At 52.7% G+C, this 16,118-nt stretch carries 34 protein-coding genes; 19 read left to right on the forward strand and 15 right to left on the reverse strand.

The window, feature by feature from the left end; translation table 11 throughout:
- Window positions 1–108: 108 nt before the first annotated feature.
- The 11 genes from D7S44_RS09825 to D7S44_RS09870 form a co-directional block, all read right to left on the reverse strand.
- Window positions 109–288: a phiTE_015 family protein gene (locus tag D7S44_RS09825; RefSeq protein WP_120454382.1), complete on the reverse strand. Its 180-nt coding sequence runs from the start codon at window positions 286–288 to the stop codon at window positions 109–111.
- Window positions 285–482, reverse strand: coding sequence for a DUF551 domain-containing protein (locus D7S44_RS24100; RefSeq protein WP_120454384.1), 198 nt, complete (start codon window positions 480–482; stop codon window positions 285–287). The genes D7S44_RS09825 and D7S44_RS24100 overlap by 4 nt, the downstream gene beginning before the upstream one ends.
- Entirely contained in the window at window positions 479–877 is a 399-nt protein-coding gene (locus D7S44_RS09835) for a phiTE_015 family protein (RefSeq protein WP_120454386.1), read from the reverse strand. The genes D7S44_RS24100 and D7S44_RS09835 overlap by 4 nt, the downstream gene beginning before the upstream one ends.
- Window positions 874–1,065, reverse strand: coding sequence for a hypothetical protein (locus tag D7S44_RS09840; RefSeq protein ID WP_120454387.1), 192 nt, complete (start codon window positions 1,063–1,065; stop codon window positions 874–876). Before D7S44_RS09840 ends, D7S44_RS09835 begins: the two co-directional genes overlap by 4 nt.
- Entirely contained in the window at window positions 1,065–1,292 is a 228-nt protein-coding gene (locus D7S44_RS09845; protein ID WP_120454389.1) for a CHC2 zinc finger domain-containing protein, read from the reverse strand. Before D7S44_RS09845 ends, D7S44_RS09840 begins: the two co-directional genes overlap by 1 nt.
- Window positions 1,293–1,547: a hypothetical protein gene (locus D7S44_RS09850; protein WP_120454391.1), complete on the reverse strand. Its 255-nt coding sequence runs from the start codon at window positions 1,545–1,547 to the stop codon at window positions 1,293–1,295.
- Window positions 1,547–2,974: a replicative DNA helicase gene (locus tag D7S44_RS09855; RefSeq protein ID WP_120454392.1), complete on the reverse strand. Its 1,428-nt coding sequence runs from the start codon at window positions 2,972–2,974 to the stop codon at window positions 1,547–1,549. Before D7S44_RS09855 ends, D7S44_RS09850 begins: the two co-directional genes overlap by 1 nt.
- Window positions 2,961–3,911, reverse strand: coding sequence for a DNA replication protein (locus D7S44_RS09860; RefSeq protein ID WP_120454394.1), 951 nt, complete (start codon window positions 3,909–3,911; stop codon window positions 2,961–2,963). The genes D7S44_RS09855 and D7S44_RS09860 overlap by 14 nt, the downstream gene beginning before the upstream one ends.
- Window positions 3,908–4,051 (reverse strand): hypothetical protein, encoded by a 144-nt coding sequence (locus D7S44_RS23510; RefSeq protein ID WP_158591243.1) that lies wholly within the window; start codon window positions 4,049–4,051, stop codon window positions 3,908–3,910. The genes D7S44_RS09860 and D7S44_RS23510 overlap by 4 nt, the downstream gene beginning before the upstream one ends.
- Before the next feature lie 32 nt (window positions 4,052–4,083).
- Window positions 4,084–4,419 (reverse strand): hypothetical protein, encoded by a 336-nt coding sequence (locus D7S44_RS09865; protein ID WP_120454396.1) that lies wholly within the window; start codon window positions 4,417–4,419, stop codon window positions 4,084–4,086.
- A gap of 114 nt (window positions 4,420–4,533) precedes the next feature.
- A complete protein-coding gene (locus D7S44_RS09870) occupies window positions 4,534–4,767 on the reverse strand; it encodes a hypothetical protein (RefSeq protein WP_048781224.1) in 234 nt (77 codons plus the stop codon).
- A 118-nt stretch (window positions 4,768–4,885) separates the two neighbouring features.
- On the opposite strand from D7S44_RS09870, the gene D7S44_RS09875 reads away from it, so the two are divergent.
- The 19 genes from D7S44_RS09875 to D7S44_RS09950 all read left to right on the forward strand — a co-directional run bounded on the left by D7S44_RS09875 (window position 4,886) and on the right by D7S44_RS09950 (window position 12,538).
- Window positions 4,886–5,623, forward strand: coding sequence for a S24 family peptidase (locus D7S44_RS09875; RefSeq protein ID WP_048781225.1), 738 nt, complete (start codon window positions 4,886–4,888; stop codon window positions 5,621–5,623).
- A gap of 479 nt (window positions 5,624–6,102) precedes the next feature.
- On the forward strand, window positions 6,103–6,399 hold the full coding sequence (locus D7S44_RS09880) for a hypothetical protein (protein WP_147402096.1): 297 nt from the start codon (window positions 6,103–6,105) through the stop codon (window positions 6,397–6,399).
- Window positions 6,400–6,406: 7 nt separating this feature from the next.
- On the forward strand, window positions 6,407–6,733 hold the full coding sequence (locus tag D7S44_RS09885; RefSeq protein WP_120454399.1) for a hypothetical protein: 327 nt from the start codon (window positions 6,407–6,409) through the stop codon (window positions 6,731–6,733).
- Between the two features lie 114 nt (window positions 6,734–6,847).
- Window positions 6,848–7,201, forward strand: coding sequence for a hypothetical protein (locus D7S44_RS09890; RefSeq protein WP_205685223.1), 354 nt, complete (start codon window positions 6,848–6,850; stop codon window positions 7,199–7,201).
- 16 nt (window positions 7,202–7,217) lie between these two features.
- Window positions 7,218–7,373 (forward strand): hypothetical protein, encoded by a 156-nt coding sequence (locus D7S44_RS23515; RefSeq protein ID WP_158591245.1) that lies wholly within the window; start codon window positions 7,218–7,220, stop codon window positions 7,371–7,373.
- 307 nt (window positions 7,374–7,680) lie between these two features.
- Window positions 7,681–7,818, forward strand: a complete 138-nt coding sequence (locus D7S44_RS23520; protein WP_158591247.1) for a hypothetical protein — start codon at window positions 7,681–7,683, stop codon at window positions 7,816–7,818.
- Window positions 7,818–8,012 carry a hypothetical protein gene (locus tag D7S44_RS09895; RefSeq protein WP_120454401.1) on the forward strand — a complete coding sequence of 65 codons (195 nt, stop codon included), beginning with the start codon at window positions 7,818–7,820 and terminating at the stop codon, window positions 8,010–8,012. The genes D7S44_RS23520 and D7S44_RS09895 overlap by 1 nt, the downstream gene beginning before the upstream one ends.
- The gene (locus tag D7S44_RS23525; protein WP_158591249.1) at window positions 8,009–8,161 is read left to right on the forward strand and encodes a hypothetical protein; all 153 of its coding nucleotides are present in this window, start codon (window positions 8,009–8,011) and stop codon (window positions 8,159–8,161) included. The genes D7S44_RS09895 and D7S44_RS23525 overlap by 4 nt, the downstream gene beginning before the upstream one ends.
- On the forward strand, window positions 8,154–8,756 hold the full coding sequence (locus tag D7S44_RS09900) for an ERF family protein (protein WP_120454403.1): 603 nt from the start codon (window positions 8,154–8,156) through the stop codon (window positions 8,754–8,756). The genes D7S44_RS23525 and D7S44_RS09900 overlap by 8 nt, the downstream gene beginning before the upstream one ends.
- Window positions 8,757–9,284, forward strand: a complete 528-nt coding sequence (locus D7S44_RS09905; RefSeq protein ID WP_205685224.1) for an HNH endonuclease — start codon at window positions 8,757–8,759, stop codon at window positions 9,282–9,284.
- The gene (gene ssb / locus D7S44_RS09910; RefSeq protein ID WP_120454405.1) at window positions 9,268–9,732 is read left to right on the forward strand and encodes a single-stranded DNA-binding protein; all 465 of its coding nucleotides are present in this window, start codon (window positions 9,268–9,270) and stop codon (window positions 9,730–9,732) included. The genes D7S44_RS09905 and ssb overlap by 17 nt, the downstream gene beginning before the upstream one ends.
- 25 nt (window positions 9,733–9,757) lie before the next feature.
- Window positions 9,758–10,108 (forward strand): hypothetical protein, encoded by a 351-nt coding sequence (locus D7S44_RS09915; protein WP_120454407.1) that lies wholly within the window; start codon window positions 9,758–9,760, stop codon window positions 10,106–10,108.
- 32 nt (window positions 10,109–10,140) lie between these two features.
- On the forward strand, window positions 10,141–10,464 hold the full coding sequence (locus D7S44_RS09920) for a hypothetical protein (RefSeq protein WP_120454409.1): 324 nt from the start codon (window positions 10,141–10,143) through the stop codon (window positions 10,462–10,464).
- Window positions 10,461–11,006, forward strand: coding sequence for a hypothetical protein (locus D7S44_RS09925; RefSeq protein ID WP_120454410.1), 546 nt, complete (start codon window positions 10,461–10,463; stop codon window positions 11,004–11,006). The genes D7S44_RS09920 and D7S44_RS09925 overlap by 4 nt, the downstream gene beginning before the upstream one ends.
- A gap of 52 nt (window positions 11,007–11,058) precedes the next feature.
- Window positions 11,059–11,325 carry a hypothetical protein gene (locus tag D7S44_RS09930; protein WP_120454412.1) on the forward strand — a complete coding sequence of 89 codons (267 nt, stop codon included), beginning with the start codon at window positions 11,059–11,061 and terminating at the stop codon, window positions 11,323–11,325.
- 45 nt (window positions 11,326–11,370) lie between these two features.
- Window positions 11,371–11,589 carry a TraR/DksA C4-type zinc finger protein gene (locus tag D7S44_RS09935; protein ID WP_120454414.1) on the forward strand — a complete coding sequence of 73 codons (219 nt, stop codon included), beginning with the start codon at window positions 11,371–11,373 and terminating at the stop codon, window positions 11,587–11,589.
- Window positions 11,586–11,918: a hypothetical protein gene (locus tag D7S44_RS09940; protein WP_120454416.1), complete on the forward strand. Its 333-nt coding sequence runs from the start codon at window positions 11,586–11,588 to the stop codon at window positions 11,916–11,918. Before D7S44_RS09935 ends, D7S44_RS09940 begins: the two co-directional genes overlap by 4 nt.
- A 45-nt stretch (window positions 11,919–11,963) precedes the next feature.
- Entirely contained in the window at window positions 11,964–12,257 is a 294-nt protein-coding gene (locus D7S44_RS09945) for a hypothetical protein (protein ID WP_120454418.1), read from the forward strand.
- Between the two features lie 98 nt (window positions 12,258–12,355).
- Window positions 12,356–12,538 (forward strand): helix-turn-helix transcriptional regulator, encoded by a 183-nt coding sequence (locus tag D7S44_RS09950; protein WP_120454420.1) that lies wholly within the window; start codon window positions 12,356–12,358, stop codon window positions 12,536–12,538.
- Here the strand turns inward: D7S44_RS09950 and D7S44_RS09955 are convergent.
- From D7S44_RS09955 to ispD, 4 genes are all read right to left on the reverse strand, one after another.
- Entirely contained in the window at window positions 12,516–13,709 is a 1,194-nt protein-coding gene (locus D7S44_RS09955) for a tyrosine-type recombinase/integrase (RefSeq protein WP_120454422.1), read from the reverse strand. The genes D7S44_RS09950 and D7S44_RS09955 overlap by 23 nt on opposite strands.
- Window positions 13,710–13,873: 164 nt before the next feature.
- Complete coding sequence (gene truD / locus D7S44_RS09960) at window positions 13,874–14,923, reverse strand: tRNA pseudouridine(13) synthase TruD (protein ID WP_120454424.1); 1,050 nt, start codon at window positions 14,921–14,923, stop codon at window positions 13,874–13,876.
- The gene (gene ispF / locus D7S44_RS09965; protein WP_120455109.1) at window positions 14,920–15,402 is read right to left on the reverse strand and encodes a 2-C-methyl-D-erythritol 2,4-cyclodiphosphate synthase; all 483 of its coding nucleotides are present in this window, start codon (window positions 15,400–15,402) and stop codon (window positions 14,920–14,922) included. The genes truD and ispF overlap by 4 nt, the downstream gene beginning before the upstream one ends.
- On the reverse strand, window positions 15,402–16,118 hold the full coding sequence (gene ispD, locus D7S44_RS09970; RefSeq protein ID WP_120454426.1) for a 2-C-methyl-D-erythritol 4-phosphate cytidylyltransferase: 717 nt from the start codon (window positions 16,116–16,118) through the stop codon (window positions 15,402–15,404). Before ispD ends, ispF begins: the two co-directional genes overlap by 1 nt.

A 16,118-nucleotide genomic window follows, 5' to 3' on the forward strand; every position in this document is an offset into this window, starting at 1 on the left:
AGCACCACCTTCTGGTTATTGCTCGCTTGTTGTCGCCACCTGATGGGTCATTGGCAACTTTTCCGCTCATCGCATGAGCCCTTGCGTAAAACCACTGCCAGTAATGGTTCATGCTTCCTCCTGCTTGCTGCTTAAGGCTGCCTGCCATGCCCGCCAAGCGGCTCGTATTTGCTTGTCGCAGTAGTCATCGCTTTTGTCGTGGCGCTGCATGTTGGTGAGTGGCGTGCGGTAGTTGATGCAGTACCAGGCCTCGAATTTATGCCGCTCCAGCTCATCTTTGTCGCTCATGATTCCTCCGGTGGTGATGGGAGTGGTTGCCAGTGGGTTATGTAACGGTCCCTGTGAGTTTCGCAGGAAAAATGTCCCCGACTTTCAAACCACGTATGAACAGCCCATGTTGGGATGTCGTCCAATTCGCAATAAGTCAGATAATCATCTGTTTCGGGTGGAGTGCGGTCTTCAATGCTTATCCATTCGCTCATTCTTCCTCTCCTCGCTCGCGTTCCTGCTGCTCAATAACCCGATAGGCGACAACTGGATTTCCACAATTCTTGCCCAAGAAGAAATGGCGGCAAGGCCCCGTATCCATATCCCCATCAGCCCATCTGACTTTGACAATTACTGATGGGTTTACTGGCTGATAGTTGCCTCGCCACTCAATCCAGTCACTTTCACCCTTCTCCCGCTGCTCAAGTACTGGCAGGGCAATCTCAAGGGCTGCACGCGATGCCTTCCATGACTTCCAGCACCATTCTGTTTCGCTGTAGCTGTACTTCCCGTCATCGCGCTTTTCCACATCAGCAAGTTCGAAACCTGGCAGAGAAGTAAGCCATTCTTCAAACTGCTCTCTGCACTTGTCAGCTGTTAACTTGTTCATCTTCCACCTACCGGTATCAATGCGACCAGCCAGAAAAGAGCAACCAAAGCGACGCTCATACGAGCAACGTAAGGCCATCCCACTACCTTAAATCCGTTCTGCCACATCACGAATGACATGACGACAACAACGGCAGGAAACGCTGCTGCTACCGTGACGGTTGCAATAACTGCTTTGTAAATATCCATCAGAACCCACCCTTTTTGCCGCCTTTGTCGGAACGGGAATCGCGCTCGAATTGTGCCAGCTCGATTTCACCGCCTGACTTACCGCATCCAAAGCAGATGAAGTCGTTATTCTGCGGGCGCACCACAAAGGACGGTGTGGTTTCTTCATGGAATGGGCATAACCCGCGATAATTAGCGCCTTGCTGTGTGAGCGCGGTTAGTTTCATTGCGCTGTCGATGATGGACATTTACACGCCCTCCAGTGGAAGTTTTGCCGCGATGCTGGCCACACGCAGAAACTCGCGCATCATGTCCATATCCATCCAGACTTTTTCTGTCAGATGGAATGCCCAGTTGACCAAAACCTCATGGCTGTAAATTCTGTCTACCGAGATTTCATAAAGCGTGTTGCCGGTATTCAGCACGACAAATCCGTCTTCCAGATAAACCTTCTTGGCAAGCTCGGCGCGATGCTCCATGTACTGCTCAAGATGTGTTTTCATCAGAAACCCTCTACCTGTTTGAGTTGTTTGGTTACCTTGCGGGACTTGCGCTCTGCTCGCTCTTCCGCTGCTTGTTTCTGGTCGCAGGGGAAAAGAGCTACGTCTTTCTGGTCAACGTATACCGTTCCTGTTTTTCCGTGTCGGTTCAGGCGGAGGATAAGTTCGGTGAGCGTCGGATCCGCGTTTTCGTCGTAAACACTTTCCTTGTAGATGGCCATCCAGTAGTCACAGTCCTGTTCAATCTGCCCCGTATCGCGCGAATCGCTGGCCATCGGACGCTTGTTGGCTCGCTCTTCGAGGTTACGGTTTAGCTGAGTGAGGAGGACGATTACTGTGTCCAGCTCCTTGGCCAGGTTCTTCAGAGCCTTGGTTATCTTGCCGAACGCCAGCGCATTGGTTTCTGATGCTTCTGTGCTCATCAGGGTCAGGTAGTCGATGCCAATCATGCCGATGCGCTTGTTGTTGCGCTTCAGCTTGCGGCATTCCGCCTGAATGTGGGCCAGCGTCATGCCGGGACTGTCATCAATCCAGATGTTTGGCCGGTCACTCATTCTGGCCATAGCGGCATAAACGCGGTTCCAGTCTTCATCCTCGCTTGGTCCCGATTTCTCCTGCGCGTAAAACATATCGGTGTTGACGTGTGAGGACTGGCCAAGCATACGCTCGAAGATTTGCTCTTCTGGCATCTCAAGGCTGAACATGGCCACTGGCAGGTTTTCGACGTCTGCGACATGCAGAGCCATTTCAGTAAGTACCGTGGTTTTGCCCATTTTTGGCCTTGCGCCAATAACGAACAGGGATCCGCGCATGACATGTTTCGGTGCCAGCATCTTGTCTAGGTCACGAATGCCGGTAGTCAGGCCTCGATGAGCGTCGGGATCGTTAAACCTGTTTTCGACCATCGCTGTCCATTTGGCGGCAATGTCGTCGATGCGGCGAAGTCCCTTTTTGTTGCCGGTCGTGGTGCTGTCTACAGCCTCTGACAGCAATGCCTGAGCTGCTTCAACCTTCTGCTCAGTGGTCATGCCGTTGCGAGAACTGAACAGACTGGCCACCTCGTTTGACTGCCGGATCCACATGCGGTCCGATGCACGGTCTTTCACGACTGAGGCGTAGTTCACGACGTTTGCAGCGCTGGGAGTGTTCTTTGCCATCTCGGCCAGATATGCGAAGCCGCCTAGCTGCTCAAGCTTTCCACTCTGCTCCAGCGATTCTGACAGGGTCAGGATGTCCACCGTGATTTTGCGGCGATTCATCGCCACAGCTTCAGACCAGATTTCCTGATGAGAACGGCTGTAGAAAGCATCTGGTTTCAGTGTGGCCAGCACCATCTGACACTTGTCGCTCTGGCTGTCATTCAGGATGCTTCCAATCACACATTGCTCCGCCTCAACGCTGTTTGGCGGTACGAAGTTATTTCCTGTCATTTGCGCGCTGCTCCTTCACCTTCGTGTAGCACTCATCGGATACCAGATAGTCGAGGTTCTTGGCTGCCCAGAATCCACCTTTGCCGTTTGGACGCTCCTGCATCATCCACGTGCAGTTAGCGGCGATGTATTCCAGGTAGTTCCGCCAGTTGGCGATAGTGAATGGAACGCCCTTCGCTTTCTGGTACTCGCGATTACATTGCTGCCAGAAGTTACGCATCGCTGATTTACGCTTTCCACGAATAACTTCGATGGCCGACATCTCAGGCAGGATTTCGTGGTAGGCATTCACCATTTCTTCGTATGGGGTGCGAATTGCTTTTGGCTTATCAGGATTAGCTGGCTGTCTCGGGATTCTGATTTCCTCATCATCGTCCTGATCGGCGGTTTGAGATGGACACTCAATATCTTTAGATATTGAGTTATTAGTTATTAATTCATTGTTTGTGGCACTTTGATGGCACTCTGTTGGCACAATCTCCTCGCTAGCCCTTGGAGTGAGCGGCATTGCGTTGGCACTCTGTTGGTAATCTGTTGGCACAAAATTCGGCTGATAATCGTCGTATTTTGTGACTGAAACGCGGGTGAATTTTTTATTTGAAATGCGGCTTATCATGCTCAGCTTTTCGAACTTGTTGAGCAGATACTTAATGCGATCACCTGTGATTCCAGTCTCTGAAGCCAGAGTGTTTCGCCCTGTGATGAATTCGCCGCGGTTAACGAGGATTTCACCGAATTCTGTATTCACAGACGCGGGCGCATGGTTCGCTGAGAGGATGATGTGTATCCAGAGGTGAACAGCTTCAGAATCCGTTCTGTAAAAGGGAAGCTCCTTGATTTTGCGGTGCAGCAAGGCATACCCCTTACCGCCATGATGCGGCGTCTCCTGGTTCTTTCTGGCCTCTCTAGCCCGGGCCAGACTCGCTACGTTACTCATTTGCCATTCTCCTTCGCTCTGTGCTCTTCCAGAATGTGCTTCAGCTTCTCAGCTACCTTCGGGTTGAAGCCTTTGCAGAACTCGATACGGGCAAGGTTTTTCTGCATATCTGCCTGGTAAACTGTGTGTTTCTTTGGCATAATTACTCCTGTGATTTGTCCTACATTTCGCACTAGGCCTCGAAGCTGTTCGCGCAGCTCGGGGCTTTTTCTTTGGTTATTTCCAGCTGCAACTTCGCGAATTCCATCGCTACCGTCATCAGCCATCGGTACTGCTCCAGAGGCATCTTCTTTTCCCCTTGCATCACAAAATCCTCTACGCCACTTGCGGCGAGAGTTTCCATTAGCTCTGGGTACTTTTCCGTCCGACGAAGAACGGTTGAATCAGCGACGTTGAGCATCTTCGCTACAACGGTTTGACGAGTGTTGGTTAATGCCTGGTGTGCGGTTGCCAGTAGGTGACGACCGATAAACGCAATGTGTGATTTGCGTGGATTTGCCTGTTCCATTTTATATTATTTCTCTTGTTGATTAATTGGTTGCGTGGTTAACCCGTGGGGTTTCCACAATGGGCTCCTGCATTTCGGCGGGAGCGGCGGCGATTTTTTAAAGAGCGGTGTTACTTAAGCGGCTTTGCTTTTAAGTTCAGCGAAAACCAGCTTTTCTTTGGATACTGACTTGATGCGCTTAAAAAGCTTGGTTCCCTTTTCGATACTCTCAGCCATCTGGGGAGATGCGCGACGATATCCATATGCGATCTGGTCGAGATAGCCAGTGGACGTCTTAGCGAGCTGAGCGAGTTGGGACCAATCATCTTTAGTGGCTTCCTGACGCCAGCGAAGAAGATCGTTAATCATTCGCTTTACCCTTTTTGTTGAAGATTAATCAAAGTTTATCTTAATGATAAATTATGCGCAAGCTGATTTATCAATCTGCATATTTATCATTTTGCTAAGCGGTGAGATCATTTAAGGTATGGAAACTAAAGACATAAGACGCAGCAATCTGCGCACTCTGCTGGATGAGTACGTCTCGCAGGGTCTGACAAAGGCCGAATTCGCTGAGAAACTTGGCATCACTGCTAGTCAGTTAAGCCAGGTTACTTCCCTTAAACATGTCCGCAATATAGGAGATACGCTCGCGCGTCGGACGGAAGTGTCTTTTGGTTTACCTAAAGGTTGGATGGATACTATTCAGGCCGGGTCTGTAGACAAACCAGGCAAAACTGAGCACGCTAACAATTACAGCTTGCAAAATCTTTCAAGAAACTATACTGATCATACATACAGGATAGAGCAACTTGATGTGGAGCTCAGTTGTGGTGGAGGCAGGATGAATAGTGAATATCCAGACATAATTCAATCAATTGAAGTTGACCCTGAATATGCAAAGCGCATGTTTGGTGGCAGACCGGCATCTTCTCTAAAGATAACGACTGCTGTAGGTGACAGCATGAGGGGATCCGTGGAGCCAGGGGAATTAGTGGTCTTGGATGTCACTGTTAGCCGCTTCGTAAGTGATGGCATCTATGCGTTCTCTTATGGCGATAGCGTGCACATTAAACGCCTCCAGAAGCTTAAGGACAGGCTCGTAGTCATCAGCGACAACAAAACGTATGAGAAGTGGGAAATTGATTCAAGCGAAGAGGATCAGCTCCACATTCAGGGATTTGTTGTTGGCAAATGGGAAATGAATTACACCCGCCTCGGCTAGAAAAGCCTACCCGTCACCCGAAGAAACCAGCCGCGAGCTGGTTTTTTTTCGCCTCAAGTAAATTTGATAAATTTTTTTATCCTTACCAGACAATAATTTATCTAGTTTTAACCCCTTACTGATAAATTATTTATCATCCTGCTATTTACCAATCTTTATCTTTGAGATAAATTAAATCCCATCAGCAGGACGCAACGCAGTACACGGCAAGATGCCGACGCTCTTTAACATTGATGGGGTTTGTCTCCGCCGAAATGCGGGGAACCAAAGTGAAGTTGGCTTTGGTGGGCGGTAGCTCAGTGTTAACCGGTAATCGGCCATTCTAGATGGCGGTGACGGTTGCAATAGCTGAAGGATAGTTTCTCGGAGTGCGCACGATGAGAGGCTGGATGTCGGTAAAGCTTAGAGCACCACGATGCGATCGTGGAGGTCACCCATAGAGGGTCTTCCCAACCAAAGCCAATTACCGGAGGTACACCATGACAGTAGTCATCACTTATCTGGCTTCCGATAACGCCAGAAATCGTCGCAGAGCACGTCGTGCTGAAGCGCAATTGCAAGTCGATGCGGATTCACGCTTGGCTCGCAAAATCGCAGTAGCGGGCTCTGGATGCAGCTTAAACGTAGCCCGCGCTACGTCAGCGCCGAGTCTGCGTGATAAGCGCGAAGAGGTAGCTCTGCGCATCATCACCAAATACCAGAAGGTCAGCAACGAAGCTGGCCGTCAGATTCACGCAGTGCAGAAGATGCGTGGCAAATCGATTCCTTTAATTTGAGGTGAGCATGAAAACGTTGAACGACTGGCTGAACGAAGGCCGCAAGGTAGAAAGCATTCACTACGCAAAGATGTCTCGGATTAAGTGCGCTGATGGCTACAACGTAAGCATTCAGGCCAGTAGCGGCCATTACTGCACACCACGCGAAACAATGCAGGATGTGCAGTACTACAGCTCTTTCGAGCTGGGTTATCCGTCATCAGCAGATGATGCTTTTCTGGAGTATGCAGAAAATCCAGATGAGCCAACCGATACGGTTTATGGCTACGTTCCGCGAGAAGTTATTGAGGAGGTAATTGCCTCTCATGGTGGAGTGGTTGGCTACGGAAAATAACAGGTCGCTTAGGCGGCATTTTTACTGGAGCCAACATGAGCAACACAGACTGGATTATCGGCTGGATAGTGATAGCCGGGCTTATGTTGGCTGGTTATTTAGCAAGGGGGTGAGATGAGTACAGGCATAGGAAAACACAAGTTCAGCACCAGTAACGGCAGCGTCTGGAGTCCTGATGAAGCCATCTGTCCATATTGCAACTATGAGCACTGCGAAGCCGACCATTGTGATGTCGGAATTGGGTTGGTTCAGTGCGGACCATATCACTGCCCCGTCTGCGAGGCGTCGGAAATAAGCAGCCTTGATACCCGCGAGCTTACCGAAAGGGAAAAAGAGACCGGATGGTTTGAGCCGGGAAGCCCTGTTAGCGATGTAGCTAACACAGTTAATGGCAGACTCGTTGATCATCGTGAGGCTAAAGAATATTACGACATTGGCCTGCTGGATAAGAAGGCGCTGGGCAAGTAACCGCAAGGAGAGAGATATGACAAACGAGAAATTTGAATTTGAAGAATGGATGGACTTTCTGCGCGACCACGCAGCCAAGAAAGGAGGCGCGGCCAACTTCCCTGATGAGTGGCAGGAAGATTATGACGCAGGCCTGACACCAGAAGAAGCTTGGAGCAAAGCCTGGGATTGATAGCAATGCAATGGCTTGTCACGACAGGCCATGACGGTGCTAGTCACCAAGCGCACTTCGGTGCGAGATAACTACGACACACTCCTTGCCAGCCTAGCGCTGGCTTTTTTATGCACTAACACCAACCAAATTAACTGAGGTATCCCATGCGTCTTTCTTTCGCAGGGGCAGCATCGGGCTGCCCGCAAAGCACTATGTTCGATTTCAAATTAACCGGCGCAGACGTTATGTCGTGGAAGCCGAAGAGCCGCTTACAGAAGCTGGTAGAGCGTCTGATTCAGGCAGTAACACAGCCTGGTAATCCGCAATGAACGCGCCGGCAGCAGTTGAGCAGTACCGCAAGCAGCAGGAAGAGTTGGAACGCCAGCGCCGGGAAGAAGAACGACTGGCTGGCTACGACTTCACTCGCATGTTGCTGGAAAAATTAGGGCTGAGGGTTAAGTGATGAGGCTGAAACTCGAATGCGGCGAACTGAAAACTCGCGCCGGATACCGCCCCGGCATGATTGTTATCGAAGCTGATGAGGTCTCTCTGCTTGACTTCAACGGCAAGCAGCTACTCAACCAGTTCGACATCAAAGACGTCATGGAGTGGCTTACAGAGCAGGGTTACACGATTCATCAGGAGATAGCAGCATGATTGACCCGGATATGTATTTCATCGAGATGATGCAGGCCATCTTAGAGCCTGTGCTCGACCAGATGACGCCAGAGCAAGCCGCAATGGAAGCGATTGCTGATTACCGTACGGAGCAACAGGCAGCACGCATGGGAGTTGCATATGAGTAAGGAGTTCTACACCAAGCTGGCTGAAATACAGCGCACGCTGAACGCACCAAAGGGGCAGTACAACAACTTCGGTAAATATCACTACCGGAGCTGTGAAGACATTCTGGAAGGTGTTAAGCCGCTGTTGAATGGCTTGTTCCTGTCTATCTCTGACGAAATTGTTCTCATTGGCGATCGCTACTACGTCAAAGCCACGGCTTCTATCACCGATGGCGAAACCACACATACCGCCACAGCAATGGCGCGTGAAGCAGCCGACAAGAAAGGAATGGATGAAGCGCAGATAACCGGCGCAACCAGCTCATACGCCCGCAAATACTGCCTGAATGGATTGTTCGGCATTGATGACGCGAAAGATGCAGACACGGACGAGCACAAGCATCAGCAGAAAAACACGCAGCAGCAACAGCCCGTCAGGCAGCCTGATGAAATCCTCGCTGACTTTACCGCGCAGGCAGCAGCGAGTCAGACGATGGATGACTTGAAGTCCATCTATCGGCCAGCGTGGAATGCACTCGCACCTTCACCAGACCATCAGAAGAAATGCGAGGCAGTCTTTAAATATCGCGCTTCAGAACTTAACAAGGCGGCATAAATGGCAAGCAGAGGCGTGATTGACCTTTACGTCTCTGGAATGAGCATACCGCAAGTTTCCTCGATGACCGGTGTATCTCGGTCAACCGTTAGATACCACTGCAAAAAAGCAGGTGTACTAAGGGGAAGAACTGAAGGGGTTAGGAAGGCGGCAGAAGATGGCAGGATGAGCCATGGCAAAGGAAAGACGCGCACCTTCAGCGATGAATGGAAAAGGAAAATCAGCGAGGGAAAACTTAAACATGCGGATGCGAATGCCAGAGGCTTCAGAATAAACAGCGCTGGGTACAAGGAGTTTACCCGTGGAGAGCATAAGGGAAGATCCGAACATGTCGTCATTATGGAAGCCATCATCGGTAGGCGCATAACCCGGAATGAGCACGTCCACCATAAAGACCGCAATAAGCTCAACAATCACCCTTCAAACCTTCAACTTCTAACAATATCCGAGCATGCAGCACTTCACCGAAGAGAGGATGCTGCCGCAGGAATCACTCGCAGGAGAAATAAAAATGGGACGTGGAGTTAACCGCGTAATTCTGGTCGGCCATTTGGGTCAGGATCCAGAAATTCGCTATATGCCCAACGGAGGGGTCGTAGCAAACCTGACTATCGCCACATCGGAGAGCTGGCGAGACAAGGCAACCGGTGAGAATAAGGAGGTAACTGAGTGGCATAGAACAGTGCTGTTCGGCAAGCTGGCAGAAGTAGCTGGCGAATACCTTCGCAAAGGCTCTCAGGTCTATATAGAAGGCCAACTTCGCACCCGTAAATGGCAGGACAACAGCGGGCAAGACCGCTACACCACGGAGATTGTGGTGAATGTCGGCGGCGTGATGCAGATGCTGGGAGGCAAGCAGGAAGCGAGCCAGGGAAACAACAAACCACAGTCACGGAGTCAGCCGCAGCGTGGTCCATCTACGCCACCGGCAAACAATGAACCTCCGATGGACTGGAATGACGACACCCCCTTCTGATTTAACCCTCCACTAAGGCACCTGTATGACTCTCACACCGCTTGAATCGGCGCATTACGCACGCCTGTCAGAAATACAGCAGGAGCGCTTTCTGTGGCGTACAGAGCAGATGACGCCGCATCAGAGAAAGTGTCAGCAGGTTGCCTTATCAGCTGTAGCTGCAATGGAAGCGGCCAAGCGGGGAGAGGAGCATCAGAGCAGGTTAACGCCGGAACGGAAAGCTGAAGTGCATAGGGAGTGCCTTCACATCCGTATCCATCGGCTCACTGCGATAAGCCCCGCCCTGCCCAGAATTCTGGTCACGAAGCCGGGCGTGCTGTGGATGGATTACACGACAGAGCGGCGCGGAAGGTTCGGCGCTGTAGTGCAGGACTAACTATTTCGCCGCTCAGCGGCACAGGAGGATAAATGATGGCTACCTACGCAAAAGCACAGGTAAAGCGAGAGGCTCGCCTGGCACGCATCCGCGAGATGGCAGGCAAAATGCCTGCACACGCGATAGCTGATGCGCTGCACATGTCGCCAGAGTCTCTCAACTGGCAGTGCTGGCGCAACGGAATATCACTGGCTTATCAGTACAAAGTCATTACACCAGAGCAACGTCGCTACATCATGGAAGCACGCGAAGCAGGTGTGCCGTATGCGGAGATTGCAGAAAAAACCGGTCGAACCATTCCACAGGTCTGCACCATCGTCAGCAACACTAAAAATCGCGGAGTTCAGTGGAAATGATGCAATTTACGGAAGAGCAGAAAGCGGCGCTGATTTATTGGCTTAAACCTCAAATATCAGAACTAGAGGCGGTATGCGATGAAATCCCGTTCGGGCTGGATGAGGATGATTCAGTGCAGTTACAGGTCATGAAAATCGCGCTCGCGGCGCTGACGGCGGAGCCTGTTGGGTATATCCACAATTTCTTAGGCCCTGACCAGAGTGGAAGCATCTTTGCAGAGGAAAACAGGCACTATGGGCGTGCAGTCTACACCGCGCCGCCCGCCCCGGCGCTACGGCTGCCGGACAGCATTAGCCTTTCAGGTGATATGGATGAGGTCTATGTGGCGGCGTGGAATGATTGCATTTCCGAAGTTAAGCGCCTGAACGCCACCGCGCCGCAGCCTGTGACTGAATGCTGGACTCATAACCTGGATGCTGATGCTGCGCTGGTTATGCTGGACCGCATTGATACGCTTGACCCAGCTGACGACGGCAGGATTGAAGACGTTAAGCGTATCATTCGTAAGATGGCAGCAGCGCCTAAACCCTCCACCAATTGACCCCTCCCCCGCCCTGATATACTGTTTATGTAAACAGTATTAAGGCGGATATATGCGCACATTCATAAGCGGCGTTGCGTTCTATATGCTCGATGAAGGCGAGCGGCTGACTAGGGCTCAGGTCTACAGCAATCAGCACACATGCGGCTATGTAATCTGGCCGCGTGAGGGGAAGTGGGACGTGCGTAAAATGGGCTTGCGGGGATGGGAGAAGATAAGCGACAAGCTATTCGACACGGAAAACGAGGCTTTGGTTTTCGCCTATGACAAGTATTGCAGGGATGAAGATATTAAGAGCCGGGCATGGCTCTCGAAATGACCGCCCAAGTGGCGGTTTTTTTACGCCTACGATTTGGAGATAACCATGAACTTTCCAGATATTGCAGATGAAGCAGCAGAGCGCGAGCAGCAACTGATAGCAGTGGCGCTGGCGAACCGGCCAAAGCCGAGCATGACCTTTACCGGCGTATGCCATAACGGTGACTGCGGCGAGAAGATAACGAAGGGATTCTTTTGCTGTGCAGAGTGCCGTGAGGACTTTGAGCGAGTGCAGTGGGCGCAGAGCCAAAGGAGCGTTGCATGAGTATTGAATGGAATGGGGAAGGTTTGCCACCGCGGGGATGCGTATGTGAGATTGCACCACCAATACATGATGCGGGTACAAAAGTTCGCGTGCTATGCCATGACGAGAACGCGGCTGTATGTCGCATTCTAGAAGGTGATCGACTGCATTCGCTTTGCCAATTAGAAGTGGCGGAGATTCGACCCGTTAGAACCGAAGCAACGCGCAAGCGTGATGAGACAATAGCAGACCTTCAGAATGCTTTAGGTCATGCGCACGGACTCTTCGACCTTGTGCTGCTCTATAAAGCGCTAACGTCAGGCAGAATTCGTCACATCACCCTGAAGTAACCCCACCAACCCTATTCACTATCGCGCTCTGCGTGAGGAGTTGTTATGTCTGAATATAGGTGCTGCCGCTGCAAAGCTGAACTTGATGGCTACAGCGCATATGAATATCGCGGCTTCGTGGCATGTGAAACTCATTTCGACGAGGTGATTCAACTTGTCGATGCTAAGCGTTCTGACCTCATTGAGCGTGAAGCGTCTCGCCTTAAGCCGCTGGCCGGTCTCGACATCCATCCGGACTCACCAATTGGACAGGTTAATCGTCGGATATTGGGGGGCGTAATAGAAGCTGTAGCCAAAGAGCACCCTATCGAAGCGGAGTACCGCAAGGGCATTCTGTGAACACCATCTGCGACATATCCCCCGGCGAGTTCTTTATATGGCTTGCCGTTTTTATTTGCATCGTGCTGGTCTGGAACTGGCCGTATAAGGAGTAGAGAATGGAACGCCTGTTAAGCGTAAAAGCAGTATGCACGGCACTCGATATGCACCGTGCGACGCTGTATCGAAAAATTAAAGCGGGAGAGATTCCGCAGCCACTCAAGGATGGCCCACGCTCAAAATGGCTGGAGTCAGAAATTCAGCCTTATATAGAGCGCCTTAAGACCCAGCGTGCGGCATGAAGCCGCACAGCCAGTCATCATACACCTGCATCATCTCTCTTCTTTCTTTCATGTACTCGGCGTGGTTATAGGCTGCAACAACGCGGTTAGATTCTGCATGTGCCAGTTGCTTCTCTATAACCTCACGCCTGAACCCCATTTCATAAAGCGTTGTCGATGCTGTCGCGCGAAAGTCATGGCTGGTTATATGCTTTGGCGGAAAGCCGAGATATTCAATTGCCCGGTTGATCGTGCTGTCACTCAGCGATTCCTGTGGCTTGTAAACACCAGGCATCATGAGCGGATTGTCCCCACATACAGCTTTAAGCTGCTGCATAAGTCGCTTTGAGGTGGAGGTTAATGGGACGGAATGCGATCGCTTCATCTTCATCCGCTCTGCCGGTATCACCCATAAATCATCATCAAAGTTTACTTCACTCCATCTGCCACGCCGCAACTCTCCCTGTCGTACAAAGGTAAACGGAAGGAGCATGAGAGCTATCCGGGTTTGTGGGTAGCCGGGAAAGTCAGCAAGAGCAGAGAAATACTGCCGGAGCTCATCGGCGGACAGGCAGCGAGAGTTTTTTGTTTTCGGGGGAATGACTGCACCTTTCAGTGCTGCAGCCGGGTCTGTATCTGCCCTGAGAGTTGCGACGGCATAACAGAAGATAGCCGAGCACCATTGCCTCACCTTTAACGCCGAAGATGCCGATCCACGCTTTTCCATGTCCTTTAGCACGACAAGTATCTCATGTGCTGTAACGTCACGGACGGGTTTCTTGCCGAATACCGGATAACAGTTAATGGAGAGAAAGGACTCAACCTGCTCGCATGTTCCGGCAGTCCATGTAGGACGCTTGCGCTCAATCCACTCTTTGGCAACCAGTTCGAACGTATTCGCAGCCTCTGCCAGATTCTGTTGCTTCTCTTTCTTCCTCGCTTCGGTAGGGTTTATTCCGCGCTTAACTTGCTCCCTTGCCCACTCACGTTCTTTACGTGCATCGGAAAGAGAAACGGAGGGATATTCGCCGATTGTGTAGCGCCCGTCTTTGGTAGGTGTAAGCCAGTAACGATAGCGCCAGAATTTTGCGCCGGTTGGCCTGACCTCAAGATAGAGCCCCTGCCCGTCCTGTAGCGTGTAAGGTTTGTCCTGCGCTCTGGCGTTTTTTACTTTGGTGTCTGTGAGTGGCATACCGGATAACACGAGTTGTGGTTTATGTTATCCGGCAGGTTGTCCGGTTTATGGTGCGCTGTCAATATTCAACATGCGACACCATGAGATAACCAGTTCAGGTGAGGCGGGCATCAACCGGTAGGTTTGCGACATCAAGCGATACAGTGAGTCAGCGGTAATGATTACTCAGCAATATCCGCATCGTCACCTTCCTGTTGCAGAAGCTCCCGAATCACGCTGGTGGCGAAACTGCCTGCCGGCAGCCAGAACTGCATCTCCAGCGTCACCTCGTCCCACCAGCTCCAGCGTAGATCGCGCGGCACCACCAGCATTGCGCGCCGCGCCGCATCAACACGCTCTCGCTCAAGCAGTGTAACCAATTCTGCTGCGCCCGCCAGAGATTGCTGCTCAAAGGCGACCGCGTCGCCGTGTGGGCCGGGCTCACCGCGTCCCGGCAGCGGCGCGGTAATACGAAGTTCATGATGATCGACGCGCGTCTGCAGCTCGCTAAGTTCGTCCGCCTGAGCGACAAACCAGCTACCGCGCCCGGTCAGCTGCAGCGCGTCGCCCTCCATCACCTGCGTCAGCGACCCCTGTTTCAACAGCCGCGCGCTGGTGACCTGATTAAACAGCGCGCTGCGCGCCGCAGAGAGGATAAGGCTGCGCTTGTTGCGATCGCGCAGGCTGATTTCGCCTTGCGCCCACTGCTGCGCCATAGTCAGGTTGTTGCCGCCGCGTCCAAAGCGCTGCGTGCCGAAGTAGTTTGGCGCGCCGCCGTCGCGGATCAGCGCCAGGCGCGACTCCACCGCGTCGCGGTCACTGATGTGGCGCACCACAAGGCGGAAGGCGTTGCCTGCCAGCGCGCCGATGCGCAGCTTGCGCTTATGGCGCACCGCCTCGAGAATTTCGACGCCTTCCAGCGTGAAGCCGCTCAGGTCGGGCATCGCATTGCCTGGCATACGGAAACAGAGCGTCTGCTCGGTCACCGCATGGCGATCTTTCATCCCGGCGTAGCTCATATCGCGCTGATGCACGCCGAGGAACTTCGCCAGCGCTTCCGCCACGAAGCGGGTATTCGCGCCGGTTTTGCGGATACGCACCAGCAGATGCTCGCCTTCGCCATCGGCGCCGTAGCCGAGATCTTCCACCACCACGAAATCTTCCGGGTTAGCTTTGATCACGCCGCGCGCGGTCGGCTTGCCGTGCAGAAAAGCCTGATCCGCCAGCGTCATGCCGCATCCGCCTTCAGCAGCAGCGCAACCGCTTCACAGGCGATGCCTTCGCCGCGTCCGGTAAAGCCCAGCTTTTCAGTGGTGGTCGCTTTCACGTTAACCTGATCCATATGGCAGCCCAGATCTTCGGCAATATTGATGCGCATCTGCGGCACATGAGGCAGCATTTTCGGCGCCTGAGCGATCAGCGTGACGTCGACGTTGCCGATGCGGTAGCCCTTCTCCGCGATACGCCGCCAGGCTTCGCGCAGCAGACCGCGGCTGTCTGCGCCTTTATAGGCGGGATCGGTATCGGGAAACAGCTTGCCGATATCGCCCATCGCAACCGCGCCAAGCAGCGCGTCAGTCAGCGCATGCAGCGCCACGTCGCCGTCGGAATGGGCGATAAACCCCTGCTCAAACGGGATCCGCACGCCGCCAATCACCAGCGGACCTTCGCCGCCAAAAGCGTGAACGTCAAAACCGTGACCGATACGCATCATGCGCTCTCCTTTAACTGAATCTGGGTTAAATAAAATGCCGCCAGCGCCAGATCTTCTGGCCGGGTGACCTTGATGTTATCACTACGTCCGCTGACCAGCAGCGGATGATAGCCGCAATATTCGAGCGCCGAGGCTTCGTCAGTAATGGTCGCGCCCTCTGCCAGCGCGCGTGTCAGGCAGGCAGTCAGCAGCTGGTGTGGGAAAAACTGCGGCGTCAGCGCATGCCAGAGATCCTCGCGCTCCACGGTGTGAGCGACGGCAGCAATGCCCGGCTCGCCGCGCTTCATGGTATCGCGCACCGGGGCCGCCAGAATACCGCCGACATGGCTGGTTTCGCGAACCTGCAGCAGACGCGCAAGGTCGTCGGCGTGCAGGCAAGGACGCGCCGCGTCGTGCACCAGCACCCAGCTTGCGCCCTGTGCGGCACGCAGACCCGCCAGCACCGACTCTGCGCGCGTGTCGCCGCCCGTCACGCTTAATACGCGCGGATCCCGCGCCAGCGGCAGCGATGCGAACTGCGCATCGTCCGGGCTTAGCGCGACGATAACCTGTTTGATAGCGGGATGGGAAAACAGACGTGCAATGCTGTGTTCCAGAAGCGTCTGCTGACCAATGGTCAGATACTGCTTAGGACAGGTCGCCTGCATGCGGCTGCCGATACCGGCAGCGGGCACGACAGCGATCACCTCCGCAGGGGAAGAGAACATGTTCAT

Source organism: Pantoea piersonii (genome assembly GCF_003612015.1).
GTDB classification, from domain to species: Bacteria; Pseudomonadota; Gammaproteobacteria; order Enterobacterales; family Enterobacteriaceae; genus Pantoea; species Pantoea piersonii.

Bases quoted from the DNA above. Each gene is read 5' to 3' on its own strand.
- D7S44_RS09825 (WP_120454382.1), bottom strand. From the start codon at position 288: ATGAGCGACAAAGATGAGCTGGAGCGGCATAAATTCGAGGCCTGGTAC.
- D7S44_RS24100 (WP_120454384.1), bottom strand. From the start codon at position 482: ATGAGCGAATGGATAAGCATTGAAGACCGCACTCCACCCGAAACAGAT.
- D7S44_RS09835 (WP_120454386.1), bottom strand. From the start codon at position 877: ATGAACAAGTTAACAGCTGACAAGTGCAGAGAGCAGTTTGAAGAATGG.
- D7S44_RS09840 (WP_120454387.1), bottom strand. From the start codon at position 1,065: ATGGATATTTACAAAGCAGTTATTGCAACCGTCACGGTAGCAGCAGCG.
- D7S44_RS09845 (WP_120454389.1), bottom strand. From the start codon at position 1,292: ATGTCCATCATCGACAGCGCAATGAAACTAACCGCGCTCACACAGCAA.
- D7S44_RS09850 (WP_120454391.1), bottom strand. From the start codon at position 1,547: ATGAAAACACATCTTGAGCAGTACATGGAGCATCGCGCCGAGCTTGCC.
- D7S44_RS09855 (WP_120454392.1), bottom strand. From the start codon at position 2,974: ATGACAGGAAATAACTTCGTACCGCCAAACAGCGTTGAGGCGGAGCAA.
- D7S44_RS09860 (WP_120454394.1), bottom strand. From the start codon at position 3,911: ATGAGTAACGTAGCGAGTCTGGCCCGGGCTAGAGAGGCCAGAAAGAAC.
- D7S44_RS23510 (WP_158591243.1), bottom strand. From the start codon at position 4,051: ATGCCAAAGAAACACACAGTTTACCAGGCAGATATGCAGAAAAACCTT.
- D7S44_RS09865 (WP_120454396.1), bottom strand. From the start codon at position 4,419: ATGGAACAGGCAAATCCACGCAAATCACACATTGCGTTTATCGGTCGT.
- D7S44_RS09870 (WP_048781224.1), bottom strand. From the start codon at position 4,767: ATGATTAACGATCTTCTTCGCTGGCGTCAGGAAGCCACTAAAGATGAT.
- D7S44_RS09875 (WP_048781225.1), top strand. From the start codon at position 4,886: ATGGAAACTAAAGACATAAGACGCAGCAATCTGCGCACTCTGCTGGAT.
- D7S44_RS09880 (WP_147402096.1), top strand. From the start codon at position 6,103: ATGACAGTAGTCATCACTTATCTGGCTTCCGATAACGCCAGAAATCGT.
- D7S44_RS09885 (WP_120454399.1), top strand. From the start codon at position 6,407: ATGAAAACGTTGAACGACTGGCTGAACGAAGGCCGCAAGGTAGAAAGC.
- D7S44_RS09890 (WP_205685223.1), top strand. From the start codon at position 6,848: ATGAGTACAGGCATAGGAAAACACAAGTTCAGCACCAGTAACGGCAGC.
- D7S44_RS23515 (WP_158591245.1), top strand. From the start codon at position 7,218: ATGACAAACGAGAAATTTGAATTTGAAGAATGGATGGACTTTCTGCGC.
- D7S44_RS23520 (WP_158591247.1), top strand. From the start codon at position 7,681: ATGAACGCGCCGGCAGCAGTTGAGCAGTACCGCAAGCAGCAGGAAGAG.
- D7S44_RS09895 (WP_120454401.1), top strand. From the start codon at position 7,818: ATGAGGCTGAAACTCGAATGCGGCGAACTGAAAACTCGCGCCGGATAC.
- D7S44_RS23525 (WP_158591249.1), top strand. From the start codon at position 8,009: ATGATTGACCCGGATATGTATTTCATCGAGATGATGCAGGCCATCTTA.
- D7S44_RS09900 (WP_120454403.1), top strand. From the start codon at position 8,154: ATGAGTAAGGAGTTCTACACCAAGCTGGCTGAAATACAGCGCACGCTG.
- D7S44_RS09905 (WP_205685224.1), top strand. From the start codon at position 8,757: ATGGCAAGCAGAGGCGTGATTGACCTTTACGTCTCTGGAATGAGCATA.
- ssb (WP_120454405.1), top strand. From the start codon at position 9,268: ATGGGACGTGGAGTTAACCGCGTAATTCTGGTCGGCCATTTGGGTCAG.
- D7S44_RS09915 (WP_120454407.1), top strand. From the start codon at position 9,758: ATGACTCTCACACCGCTTGAATCGGCGCATTACGCACGCCTGTCAGAA.
- D7S44_RS09920 (WP_120454409.1), top strand. From the start codon at position 10,141: ATGATGGCTACCTACGCAAAAGCACAGGTAAAGCGAGAGGCTCGCCTG.
- D7S44_RS09925 (WP_120454410.1), top strand. From the start codon at position 10,461: ATGATGCAATTTACGGAAGAGCAGAAAGCGGCGCTGATTTATTGGCTT.
- D7S44_RS09930 (WP_120454412.1), top strand. From the start codon at position 11,059: ATGCGCACATTCATAAGCGGCGTTGCGTTCTATATGCTCGATGAAGGC.
- D7S44_RS09935 (WP_120454414.1), top strand. From the start codon at position 11,371: ATGAACTTTCCAGATATTGCAGATGAAGCAGCAGAGCGCGAGCAGCAA.
- D7S44_RS09940 (WP_120454416.1), top strand. From the start codon at position 11,586: ATGAGTATTGAATGGAATGGGGAAGGTTTGCCACCGCGGGGATGCGTA.
- D7S44_RS09945 (WP_120454418.1), top strand. From the start codon at position 11,964: ATGTCTGAATATAGGTGCTGCCGCTGCAAAGCTGAACTTGATGGCTAC.
- D7S44_RS09950 (WP_120454420.1), top strand. From the start codon at position 12,356: ATGGAACGCCTGTTAAGCGTAAAAGCAGTATGCACGGCACTCGATATG.
- D7S44_RS09955 (WP_120454422.1), bottom strand. From the start codon at position 13,709: ATGCCACTCACAGACACCAAAGTAAAAAACGCCAGAGCGCAGGACAAA.
- truD (WP_120454424.1), bottom strand. From the start codon at position 14,923: ATGACGCTGGCGGATCAGGCTTTTCTGCACGGCAAGCCGACCGCGCGC.
- ispF (WP_120455109.1), bottom strand. From the start codon at position 15,402: ATGCGTATCGGTCACGGTTTTGACGTTCACGCTTTTGGCGGCGAAGGT.
- ispD (WP_120454426.1), bottom strand. From the start codon at position 16,118: ATGAACATGTTCTCTTCCCCTGCGGAGGTGATCGCTGTCGTGCCCGCT.